Here is an 11,440-nt window from a genome sequence, read left to right as displayed (position 1 = left end):
AAGGTTGCAAGCCCTCCCACCTGCCATCCCTGATAACTGGATTCCGGCATCCAAGCTGGAGTGACAGGCTTGGTGACTACCATAACGCGGGAGCCTGGGAATGGAATACCGGGCACCCACTCCACTGTCGTTCCGGGTAGGACCCCGGAACCTAGTCGTCCAGGGACGGCAACTCGAAGAATCCAAGCACTGTCGCACTTGCTCCTACGCCGAGCGTAGAGACGAGCGCGAAATTTAACTTAATGGCATTGACTTCCAGCTACCGGTCGCCGGCTTCCGGCAGGGGCAGAATCGTCGAGCCGCAGAAGCGCACAGCAAGCCGTTTTCGATGCGGGCGGGGAGAACACAAGAAATTGTGAGCGTATTGAGCATAGGAAATCGCTCGCCTAATGCCACTCACAAGGGGCAGCCGGCAGAACCCGACAGCGCTGCCCGACGGACGGTTTGATGATCTTGTTATATCTTGCATCTGATGGCATATGTGCCATCATTCGGGCCATGGTAGCTCGAATTGTTGTTGATACCAGCGTTTTCACGGCAGCTCTGATCGGCCACGAAGGGCCAAACCGGGAAATTCTGCGACGATGCCTTTTGGGTCAATACCAACCGTTATTGGGAAATGCCTTGTTCTCCGAATACGAAGCGGTGTCGATGAGGAAAGCTGTCTTAGATCGATGCCCTGTACCGAAACAAGACGTATTGGATTTGCTTGAGGCATTTTGCTCGGTTTGCGAATGGGTGCCGATTTACTACTTGTGGCGCCCGAATCTGCCGGACGAAGCCGACAACTGCCTGCTGGAGCTTGCTGTGGCGGGAAATGCGCAATGGATTGTCACGAACAATGTGCGGGACTTCAGAAATGCAGAACTGAACTTCCCGGGAATACGGATAATAACCCCTGAAGAAATTCTCACAGGAGAATGATATGGCAACCTTGACCGTGCGATTGCCTGATGACAAGCATATGCGATTAAAGGCATTGGCGAAACACAAGCACATCAGCATTAACAAACTCATGGAAGAACTCTCGACCCAAGCAATTGCTGAATTCGATGCCGAAACGCGGTTTCGCGCGATAGTTGCAAAAGGCTCTATTGAAAAGGGCCTGGCAGTTCTGGATAAGCTGGACAACTCATTACGTCCGTGCCGGGAGTGCAGGACGCGGTGAGCATAGCGAACCGCATCGATCGAATGCCAAAACGAGAGCCGGAAGGGCGCGATTTAGCACTGCAACAAGCCAAGGCTGGGAAGGTCGGGAACGATGAAGCGACAAGGGACCGGTGACGAGCAACGCGGAGAAATGTATGCTCGTTATCGTGATAAAATACACAAGCGTGATCTCTCGAATACCGAAAATTACGACAAGGCTCTCCTTACGCTTTCTTCTGCTACCCTAGGATTCTCCCTGACAGCGATACACTCTATAATTCCACTTAAAACATCTGATTACACGTGGCTTATAATAACCGGATGGGTACTTCTTCTTGTAAGCATTATCACATCATTAGCGGCCTTTCCGGTCGGTAACAAGGCGCTTTCCGTTCAGTTGAAAAATGCTGCGGATTATTACATTGACGGCAATGAAGACGCGTTCGAGAGAAAAAATACTTTTGAAAATGTAAACAGGTATTTGAATTACATCTCAGGATTATCATTTGGAATAGCAATAGTAGCAATCATGGCTTTTGTGATACTCAATATACTGTAAGCTCAACATCAGATTCAGAGGTGAGATTATGAGTAAGAAAGACGAAGGAGAGAACGCAAACACCCCTACGATTCGCCGTGATATTGTCATAGAGCCATGCAGTGCAAACATCCCACCCATCGAGCGAGTGCCTGAACCTGTGCCGACGGCACAGAGTGGAGATGGTGGTGGTTCCGGGTCGGGTTCTGACGGTGGATCGGAACAACCAGGAGATAGCTCAGGGAAATCAGAGTGATTGGAGCAGGGTAGACGCCTTCTCGGACCGCACCAGATAATGCCGGACAGCCGGCGGGTTTAATTCCCTGTATACGCAATGGTGGACACCGGTCTGTTTCTCTCCGCGGCGCGGAGCTTCCGCGTTCCCACGCAGCGCATGGGAACGAGAAAACTAAGCATGACTGATGACCAGTTAACGAGAAAACTATGCCTGACTGATGACCAGTTGGAGCGGCAACTCGGCATCCAGGATCTACCCGGTAACCAGAAGAGCCGACAAGATGTCGGCGATCCCAGGGGCCGACAAGATGTCATCGGTTGCGGGGACGCTGGGACCGCCGTCTTTCAGACGGCTTACGGAGCCAATGACCAGCTGTCGGCAACGGTCAGAGCGGACGCCTTCTGGGCCGCACCAGATAATGCCGGACAGCCGGCGGGTTTAATTCCCTGTATACGCAATGGTGGACACCGGCCTGATGCGCTCCGCGGCGCGGAGCTTCCACGTTCCCACGCGCCGCGTGGGAACGAGAAAAACCGCGTCGGGCGTCATCTGTTACGACACCCTCCCGCCGGGAGAGCGCTTGCCCCGAGCGCAGCCAAGGGGCCGGGGAGAGGGGATCCAAAAAGAAACCGGGAGCGGTCGCTAAACTCCCCCACGCTACCACTTAAAAATTTACCACCACCAAGTTTCCAAGCTACCCCTTCTCAGTAACAGTGCTCCGCGGCAGGAAACCGACCGTCGCGCACCTCTTCGCGGAAGTTGATCAGGGCGGTGCTGGTCACGCCCCCCACGTCCGCATAGAACTTGGCGAACTTGGGCGTGAAGTCGGAGAAGAGCCGGAGTATGTCGTGGATGACCAGCACCTGACCGTCGCAGCCAGGCCCGGCGCCGATACCAATCGTGGGGATATCCAGCTCGCGGGTAATGCGTTCCCCGAGCCGTGACGGAATGCCTTCGAGGACCACCGCGAAGGCCCCACCCTCCTGGACCGCGATCGCGTCCCGCAACACCCGTTCAGCGGCCTCCTGGGTTCGCCCCTGAACCTTGAATCCGCCAAAAGCATGGATGCTCTGAGGCGTCAGGCCCACGTGCCCCATGACCGGGATCTGGCAGTCCACGAGGGCCCGGATCTCCTCACGGATTCGCACTCCACCCTCGAGCTTCACCGCCTCGGCGCCGGCCTCGCGGACCAGGCGTCCGGCATTACCGATGGTGTCCCGGACAGACACGCCGGCGGCCAGGAACGGCAGGTCGGCCACCACCAGGGCCTTGGGCCGCGCCCGGGCAACGGCGGCGGTGTGGTGCACCATGTCGTCCATGGTTACCCGCGTCGTATCCGGGTATCCCAGCACCACCATCCCAAGGCTATCGCCGACCAGGACGATATCGATACCGGCGCTGTCCACCAGCTTCGCCGTAGGGTAGTCGTAGGCCGTAACCGAAACGATCTTCTCACCCCGCTTGCGGGATAGAATATCCATCGCCGTGACCTTCTTGCGCTCGTCCCTAGTCGGTCCGTAGCTTGCACCGGGAGCACCCATAGCTCGATTCCTCAAATTGCTGTCGGCAGCAGAGATGATATACAAAATGCCTAACCACCGACGAAGCGATATGCAACGCCGCGTCGAGTCGCCGCCAGCCTCCAATCGCCGGCATTCGGCAGAATAGTGCCGGATTGGGTCTGCGAGATCGTCTCTCCCGGCCATGAGCGCAAGGATACCTTGCAGCTGTTCCTACTGCTGCAGCGCCACCGGGTCCCTTTTTACTGGCTGATTTGGCCCGAAGACCGGGTACTGATCGCCCACCGGATCGAAGGCGACAGCTATCGGGTTATCGCAACGGTCTCGGGACAAAGCCGCGCGCGTATTCCGCCGTTCGACGGCATCGAGTTGGACCTGTCCTATATCCTGGGCGCCTAACAGGGCGAGAAACGGGGAATGGCGCCAGGGCGCCGGCAGTGCGAAATCGTTAGAACCACCAAGACGCAAAGGTCCCCCGCGGCCGTGACCCTCGGGTCTATTCCCCGTCCCCGTAATACGCACGATACCAGTCGACAAAACGGGACACGCCGACCGCCACCGGTGTGTTGGGCCGATAGCCCGTGTCCCGGACCAGCTCGGCGACGTCCGCGTAGGTATCGGGTACATCTCCCGGCTGCAGGGGCAACAGCGTTTTCTCCGCCGTTATCCCGAGGCAGCGTTCGAGCACTTGGATGTAGTCCATGAGCTCCACCGGCTGCTGGTTGCCGATGTTGTAGAGCCGGTAGGGGGCCAAGCTGGTGGCCGCATCCGGATGTTCCCCGGTCCAGGCGGGATCGGGCTCCGGGATGCGGTCTAAGACCTGGATCACGCCTTCCACGATGTCGTCGATATAGGTGAAATCCCGCCGGTGCTTACCATAGTTGAAGACCGAGATCGGCTCGCCCGCAAGGATGGCGCGGGTGAACTTGAACAAGGCCATGTCCGGCCGGCCCCAGGGACCATAGACAGTGAAGAAGCGCAGCCCGGTGGTGGGCAGTCGGTACAGGTGGCTGTAGGTGTGGGCCATCAGCTCGTTGGCCTTTTTGCTGGCGGCATACAGGCTCAGCGGGTGGTCCACGTTGTGATGGACCGAAAAGGGTAGGTCGGTATTGGCACCATAGACCGAGCTGCTCGAGGCGTACACCAGGTGCTCGACCCCCTGGTGGCGGCAGCCCTCCAGGATGTTGGCAAAGCCGGTCAGGTTAGTGTCCACGTAGGCCATGGGGTTTTCGATGGAGTAACGGACCCCGGCCTGGGCGGCGAGGTTGATGACCCCTTGGGGTTGATGCCGGGCGAAGGCTTGGGCGACGGCGGCCCGGTCGTGGATGTCGATGCGTAGATCCCGGTAGCGGTCGTATTCGAGGGTGCGCGCGAGCCGGGCCTGCTTCAGCCTCACGTCGTAGTAGTCATTGAGGCTATCGATTCCGATGACTTCGTCGCCGCGTGCCAGGAGTCGCAGCGAGAGTGCGGAACCGATGAACCCGGCGCTGCCGGTTACCAGGATCTTCATGATGCTTCTCAGGTCTATTCTATCACATTCAGGTTAACTCATTGATTTTATTGATTTCAACATGCTCACAGGTTCCTTATAAATTCAGGGGCTTGCCGTGTAATGTGACAAAGATCGTTTGGGGCTAGTGGATCATTCTATCTAATTTTGCTGGTTGTCATTTCGACCGCAGGGAGAAATCTTGTGCGCCGGAAACCTTTGCCGAGCCCGTAGGGCGGGTCAGGCGCGTGTACCAAGCGCCGCAATTGCCGCGGCGGTGGGCGCGCCGTCACCCGCCGGATGGCGGCCTGTAGGTCGGGTCAGACCAGGCCCCGTCCCGACGCAGGAGGGAGCCTGGCCGCCACCCGACAGATGGGACTGGCATACGGCGGATGGCGCAAGCTTATCCGCCCTACGCGGGCTCGACCCTGGTCCTGGAGCCCGAGGAGCGGCCAAACGCCGCCGATCGAGCACCTGGGCACGATTTCTGCGCTTCCGATGCGCAGAAACCCAGGGCGCGGATGCGCGGGCGAATTCTTTCCCAGTCTCTGGAGCGTGGGAGCCAGAGATAGCTTATGTCGGGGCACCCCTGCCGGATGCCCATTCGATGTCAGCAGCACCTAAAACAAAGGGTTCCTGTATTATCCTGTTGACCCGATTGTCCATAGAATCGGATTTGCCTGATCTTCTCCTGGTGGTAAATCGTGTCCGTCGACGCAGCACAATCCCTTCTTTCGGGGACAGTCGCCAAGGATCTCCCCAATCGGATCCGCTATCTCGTCGAGCGGCTGAACAAGCGTGCGCGAACCCTGCAAATTCTTTCGATTGGCTTCTTAGTGCTGATCTTCGGCGTGCTCGGGGCCGCGGTTTACGGTGTCATCTCGGCCCCCAAGCTCGTCAGCTACGACCTGAGCCAAGCGAGGGAGGCGCGCGCGCAATATATCGAGACGAAGCAGAAAGAGATCAAGGCGCTCGACGAGGACTCGGGTTCGCTCCGGAAAGAAGCCGACTCCGAGGTCGAAAAATTCCGAGACAGGCTCCGGGGACGCGGTGCTGCCTGGACGGTCCGGAATGTCGAGCCCCGAGTTCGCTTCAATGCACTGACCATTTCCCCGAATGGTGCGGAAGGTTGGCTGGTTGGACGCGACGGCACCATCCTACGCTGGGAGCAAGACACCTCCCGGTGGATGCCGGAGGACTGGGACTCCCCGTATGGGACCACGGACCTGGCGCTCAATGACGTGGCCCATGGGAAAGGCCGGCAAGGCGTCGTTGCCGCAGCCGTGGGGCGTTTGGGCACGGTCCTTGTCAGGCGAGCCAGGGGCGGCGCCTGGACCCAAACCCATGGTGCCGACCCTGCATTCCGTATCAACTTCCGTAAATCTCCGATCTGGAGTGGCGGGCGTTTCTGGGTCCTGGCAGACAAGGGCCTGCTGTCGAGCAAGGATCCGGGTAAGCGCTTCCAGCGTGTCCCTACGGCAACTGGTGCTCTTTTAACCGATCTCCATTTCGATCCCGAAGGCCAGCGCGGCTGGATTGTCGGGTCGAATGGTACGCTGTTGATAACTACCGACGGCGGCCAGATCTGGCAGCAGCAAGATACAGGTACCGACACGGACCTTTACAGGATCAAATTCAGCCCGGACGGTCGGCGGGGAATGATCTCTGGGTGGACCATACCAGGAAAACGCGTACTAGAAAAAAGCGTCCTTCTAGGAAGCAATGACAGCGGCGCAACCTGGCAGCGCATGGATACCGGATCTGATGCTTCTCTCTACTCGGTCCACTTCGGTAAGGACGGTCGAAGCGCCTGGGTCGTCGGAGACAAAGGCACCCTGTTGCGAACCACTGACGGCGGCCAGACCTGGCAGCCGTTGCCGACAGAAACTGAAGCTTTACTCTATCAGATCTGGTTCAGCCAAGACGAACAACGTGGCTGGATTGTCGGGGCCAAAGGCACCCTGTTGCGAACCACTGACGGCGGCCAGACCTGGCAACCGCTGCCCACAGGTACCGATGCTAGGCTCTATCGAATCCAATTCAGCCAAGACGAACAACATGGCTGGATTATCGGGACCAAAGGCACCCTGTTGCGAACCACTGACGGCGGCCAGACCTGGCAGCCGCTACCCACAGATACCGATGCTTGGCTCTATCGAATCCAATTCAGCCAAGACGAACAACGTGGCTGGATTATCGGGGACAAAGGCACCCTGTTGCGAACCACTGACGGCGGCCAGATCTGGACAACCGTCCACGATAAAGGCGTCCGGTGGAATTATATGGCCTTTGCACAAGACGGCCTTAGCGGCATTGTCTGGCGTCCGTCAGACAAGACGATCGACTACACATCCGACGGCGGACAGAGCTGGAATCCTGCTGACGTGTCTTTCTCTTTGCCCGATGCCCCGCCGTCGCTCACCGATGCGACTCTGTTTGCAGTCGATATGGATGCCGAAGGCCGGCGCATTTGGGCAGTGGGCGCGAATGGGACCCTGATCGTGTCCGATGACGGTGGGGGGAGTTGGGCGCTGGCCGAGACCGGTGTAAAGCAAGATCTTACGGATATCCGGATGGCCGACAACGGGAGCAGCGGATTGGTGATCGGCGAGAAGGGCGTCATTTTGAGAACCGAGGACGGCGGTCAGAACTGGAAAGAACTCAAACACGGAACAAACGTGGATCTGAAGGGTCTTCATCTCGCCGCCGATGGTCAAACCGCATGGGTCGTCGGCGAGGAGGGACGGGTCCTGCACACTAAGGACGGCGGTGACACGTGGGAATCTCAGAAGAGCGGTATTAAGGCAACGTTGACCGCGGTCCACTTCGATGAGGATCTCAAAACGGGCTGGATCGTCGGACTTGACGGCCTTCTGGTACGGACCCTCGACGGCGGTCAGACCTGGACGCTGGTAGAAACCGGAACGGACAAACATCTCTATGCCGTGGGACTTTCGGACGACGGGACCACCGGCTGGATTGCCGGTGACAAGGGGACCCTGCTTCAGAGCAGCGTCTATCCAGAAGCACTCGCCGAGTTGGAGGCGCTGACGAAAGTCGATGAAATCGTCGCGTATCTGGAGAACGACGCTGCCCCCGAAGTCGTCGGACAACCGAGGCTCATCCGACCGCTCAAGGAGATTACGCAGCGGCTATCTGCCAATTCGCAGAGAAAGAAGACCCTGAATCAGGAAATCGAGACCCTGAGGGACACCAAGATCGAAGAAGCGAAGGCCAAGAAAGGGGATCTCTACTTTCACCTTTCCACCAATGCCATCCGTTTCGCCATCCTGGTCATCGCCTTCTTCCTCGCCCAAATCCTGGTGAACTCCTACCGTTACAATGTCCGCCTTGGAGGTTTCTACAACGCCCGTGCGGATGCCCTGGTGGCGCTGGCCAACCTGTCACGCATCGAGGCCATGAGTAAGGATATGGATCTGTCCCAGTTTGCCGACGTATTCAGTCCCACGTCGGTGGATTTCGGTCATCCGCCGAAGATCGTCACGGAGCAGGCCCTAGAGATAGTCAAGGAGATACTCCGAACGGGCCAGAAGAAAATCGGCTCCGGATGAGCGCCTGTATTCAGATACCATTATCTGGAACATGACAGTTATATAAAAAGACTCCCATCCGATTGATCCCCCGCCCTTGGAGGGTGTCGCAAAAGGCACCGATCTCGCCCTTTGACCCCCTCTCCCCAACTCCTCTCCCGGCGGGAGAGGGGCTTTTGCGACACCCTCCAAGGGCGGGGGATTCATCCCCTACGGCCTACATACCGCTTGAGACGGGCGCGCTTACGTTGCTGGGCGGGGGTGAGGCGGTTGCGACGTCCCGCGTAGGGGTTGGTTGCGGTGCGGAATTCGAGTCGCAGGGGGGTTCCGCTGAGGTCGAGTCGACGGCGAAAGCAATTGATGAGGTAGCGCCGGTAGGCGTGGGGTACCGCCGCCGTCTGGTTGCCGTGGATGACGATGATGGGGGGGTTGCGTCCCCCCTGATGGGCGTAGCGCAGCTTGATGCGACGCCCGCGTACGGGCGGTGGTGGATGCCCCTGCACCGCTTCTTCCAGGATGCGGGTCAGCTCGGGGGTGCCCAGGTCGCGGGTGGCGTTTGCGATGGCCCGGTCCGTCGCCTCCGGCAACCGACCGACGCCGCTGCCGTGCCGGGCGGAGATGTAATGGACTGCGGCAAAATCCAGGAACCCCAGGGTCCGGTCGAGGGCGTCGCGTACCCGAGCGCGTTCTTCGTCGCTGAGCCCATCCCACTTGTTGACCGCCACCACCAGGGCACGGCCGCTGTCCAGGATGTGGGTGGCGAGCGTTGCATCCTGCTCGCCGATGCCCTGCCGGGCGTCGAGGACCAGGATAACCAGGTTGCATTGCGCGATGGCCCGGAGGGTCTTGACGACGCTGAATTTCTCTACCGTTTCTCGGACCTTGGCGCGCCGTCGTACCCCGGCGGTGTCGATCAGGGTGTAGGCTTTGCCTTGATGCTCGAAGGGGATCTCGATACTGTCGCGGGTGGTACCTGGGGCATCGCAGGTCACCAGCCGTTCCTCGCCCAGCAATCGGTTGACTAGGGTGGATTTGCCCACATTGGGCCGGCCCACGACGGCAATTCGGGTGCCGCCGTTCTCGGGCGTCGGGGTGGTTGCATCCGGCCGGGTCTTGGGAAGCCCCTCCCATACCCGCTCCATGAGCATCCTCACACCGCGGCCCTGGGTCGCGGAGATGGCGAACGGCTCGCCCAGGCCCATGGGGTGGAATTCCGCCGTGGCTAGGGCCGGGTCTCCGTGGTCGGTCTTGTTGACCACCAGGGTGATGGCTTTACCCATGCGGCGGAGACGTCCCGCGAGCTCCAGATCGGTGCCAGTGCAACCGTCGCGGGCGTCTACCAGGAACAGCAGGTGATCCGCCTCCGCCAGGGCGTGGGCGATCTGTTGCTCTACCGAGCCGGCCACGCCCGTGGATTCCCCGCTCAAGCCCCCGGTGTCGACCACGATATAGGGATGGGGGCCGATGCGACCGATGCCGTAGCGGCGGTCTCGGGTCAGTCCGGCATAATCGGCCACCAAGGCGTCTCGGGTCCTGGTCAGGCGGTTGAACAGGGTCGATTTGCCCACATTGGGCCGGCCCACCAGGGTGAGGATGGGGAGCATGGCGTTAGGAGCTGTTGCTGAGGTATCCCCACATCATTGCAATCTAAAACAACGAGTTGTGGAGCAAATGAGCTGCCACGATGTCCTCGACCGGGTGATCGGTGTCGTGGGGTCCATCACACGATGGGGAGCGAGTGACCCTCTTCCCCGGTTGTCTTGGCCCGCGTAGGGCGGATAAGCTTGCGCCATCCGCCGTATGTTAGCCACCTCCGTCGGGTGGCGGCCATCCCTGGCCTGACCCGACCTACGGGTTCTATACTATTTTTCTTCCTACAGAAGCGGCTATTGGCGATAAAGTTGAAAGCAGCTCCTTAAACTCCTGGCGATCGAGCTGTTGTGTAGCGTCTGACTTTGCAACTTTAGGATTCGGATGCACCTCTATCAAGAGTCCATCAATTCCCATAGCTACACAGGCTCTGGTAAGATCAGGGACACCGTACGCATGTCCCATAGCATGGGAAGGATCCAATACAAGTGGAAGATTGGTGTATCGTTTTAAGAATGCCACGCCACACAGATCAAGGGTAAATCTCGTTTTCGTTTCAAAGGTTCTTATCCCTCTTTCACATAAAATGACATTATCATTTCCTCCTGACAATACAAACTCTGCGCATTGTGCAAATTCTTGCAATGTTGTACCAAATCCTCTTTTGATCAATACTGGTTTCTGAGTTTTGGCACAAGCTCTCAAGATCCCCTGGTCGTACATGGCTTTTGCACCAATTTGAATAACATCCGAATATTCGATCACTTCATGTACATGAGTTGCATCTCTTACTTCAGTGATGATGTTCAACCCATATTCGTCTTTCATCTTTTTGAGCAACTTCAAACCTTCCAGTCCCAACCCTTGAAAGCTGTAAGGAGAAGTTCGCGGCTTATAACATCCTCCTCGTAAGGTCGTTAAGTTCAACTCTTTCAAGAAAGCCGAAGATTGCCGGATCTGCTCTTCAGATTCTACGGAACACGGACCTGCAATTACCAAGGTGTTATTCGTTTTGCCTCCAATAGTTATGTTACCAATCCGTACTTCTCGAGTATGGTTCATATAACTTCTTGCAGACAATTGCAAATCGTTCTCGAAAACAAAGCTCTCCAATGAATCAGCGGCTAATGAAGAATCGATCTCTTTAACATTGGAGGAGGTTACAGCAACAAACTTATCATCCTTCTCAATAATGAATGCTGCGAGTTGCTCTCCATACTGATTCGCCTTTTCCGATCCAATTTCTTTCTTAAAGTGAATGATCATAAGTTCTCCCCCATAGTCCTAGGGGGGCGTTCTCAATTAACAGATTTTCTCTCGTTCCCACGCGCCGCGTGGGAACGCAGAAGCTCCGCGCCGCGGAGT

The 11,440-nt window shown here is 57.8% G+C and carries 9 protein-coding genes; 5 read left to right on the top strand and 4 right to left on the bottom strand.

The annotated features are described in order from the left end of the window. Window positions 1–447 precede the first annotated feature (447 nt). The 3 genes from BQ17_RS06615 to BQ17_RS06605 all read left to right on the top strand — a co-directional run bounded on the left by BQ17_RS06615 (window position 448) and on the right by BQ17_RS06605 (window position 1,708). The gene (locus tag BQ17_RS06615) at window positions 448–924 is read left to right on the top strand and encodes a putative toxin-antitoxin system toxin component, PIN family (RefSeq protein ID WP_256091503.1); all 477 of its coding nucleotides are present in this window, start codon (window positions 448–450) and stop codon (window positions 922–924) included. A 1-nt stretch (window position 925) separates the two neighbouring features. Continuing rightward, entirely contained in the window at window positions 926–1,168 is a 243-nt protein-coding gene (locus tag BQ17_RS06610) for a toxin-antitoxin system HicB family antitoxin (protein ID WP_089725451.1), read from the top strand. A gap of 93 nt (window positions 1,169–1,261) precedes the next feature. After that, entirely contained in the window at window positions 1,262–1,708 is a 447-nt protein-coding gene (locus BQ17_RS06605) for a hypothetical protein (protein ID WP_089725449.1), read from the top strand. Window positions 1,709–2,629: 921 nt separating this feature from the next. Here the strand turns inward: BQ17_RS06605 and panB are convergent. Beyond that, window positions 2,630–3,466, bottom strand: coding sequence for a 3-methyl-2-oxobutanoate hydroxymethyltransferase (panB, locus tag BQ17_RS06600; RefSeq protein WP_089725447.1), 837 nt, complete (start codon window positions 3,464–3,466; stop codon window positions 2,630–2,632). A gap of 126 nt (window positions 3,467–3,592) precedes the next feature. Here panB and BQ17_RS06595 point away from each other — a divergent pair, with 126 nt between their 5' ends. Continuing rightward, window positions 3,593–3,844, top strand: a complete 252-nt coding sequence (locus tag BQ17_RS06595; protein WP_439645652.1) for a Uma2 family endonuclease — start codon at window positions 3,593–3,595, stop codon at window positions 3,842–3,844. Between the two features lie 97 nt (window positions 3,845–3,941). Here BQ17_RS06595 and BQ17_RS06590 read toward each other — a convergent pair whose 3' ends face one another. After that, window positions 3,942–4,955 (bottom strand): NAD-dependent epimerase, encoded by a 1,014-nt coding sequence (locus BQ17_RS06590; protein ID WP_089725443.1) that lies wholly within the window; start codon window positions 4,953–4,955, stop codon window positions 3,942–3,944. A gap of 683 nt (window positions 4,956–5,638) precedes the next feature. Here BQ17_RS06590 and BQ17_RS06585 point away from each other — a divergent pair. Further along, on the top strand, window positions 5,639–8,506 hold the full coding sequence (locus BQ17_RS06585) for a YCF48-related protein (protein WP_089725440.1): 2,868 nt from the start codon (window positions 5,639–5,641) through the stop codon (window positions 8,504–8,506). A 182-nt stretch (window positions 8,507–8,688) separates the two neighbouring features. Here BQ17_RS06585 and der read toward each other — a convergent pair whose 3' ends face one another. Together der and aroF are read right to left on the bottom strand one after the other, a co-directional pair. Further along, complete coding sequence (gene der / locus BQ17_RS06580) at window positions 8,689–10,089, bottom strand: ribosome biogenesis GTPase Der (RefSeq protein WP_089725438.1); 1,401 nt, start codon at window positions 10,087–10,089, stop codon at window positions 8,689–8,691. 253 nt (window positions 10,090–10,342) lie between these two features. Further along, complete coding sequence (gene aroF / locus BQ17_RS06575; RefSeq protein WP_089725436.1) at window positions 10,343–11,341, bottom strand: 3-deoxy-7-phosphoheptulonate synthase; 999 nt, start codon at window positions 11,339–11,341, stop codon at window positions 10,343–10,345. Window positions 11,342–11,440: the final 99 nt, after the last annotated feature.

The organism is Candidatus Thiosymbion oneisti, assembly GCF_900092655.1.
Classification (GTDB): domain Bacteria; phylum Pseudomonadota; class Gammaproteobacteria; order Chromatiales; family Chromatiaceae; genus Thiosymbion; species Thiosymbion oneisti.
The sequence above is the reverse complement of the archived record's forward strand: the minus strand, read 5'-3'. Positions and strand labels throughout refer to the sequence as shown.

Coding starts and splice junctions, on each gene's coding strand:
- BQ17_RS06615 (WP_256091503.1), top strand. CDS start 448: ATGATCTTGTTATATCTTGCATCTGATGGCATATGTGCCATCATTCGG.
- BQ17_RS06610 (WP_089725451.1), top strand. CDS start 926: ATGGCAACCTTGACCGTGCGATTGCCTGATGACAAGCATATGCGATTA.
- BQ17_RS06605 (WP_089725449.1), top strand. CDS start 1,262: ATGAAGCGACAAGGGACCGGTGACGAGCAACGCGGAGAAATGTATGCT.
- panB (WP_089725447.1), bottom strand. CDS start 3,466: ATGGGTGCTCCCGGTGCAAGCTACGGACCGACTAGGGACGAGCGCAAG.
- BQ17_RS06590 (WP_089725443.1), bottom strand. CDS start 4,955: ATGAAGATCCTGGTAACCGGCAGCGCCGGGTTCATCGGTTCCGCACTC.
- der (WP_089725438.1), bottom strand. CDS start 10,089: ATGCTCCCCATCCTCACCCTGGTGGGCCGGCCCAATGTGGGCAAATCG.
- aroF (WP_089725436.1), bottom strand. CDS start 11,341: ATGATCATTCACTTTAAGAAAGAAATTGGATCGGAAAAGGCGAATCAG.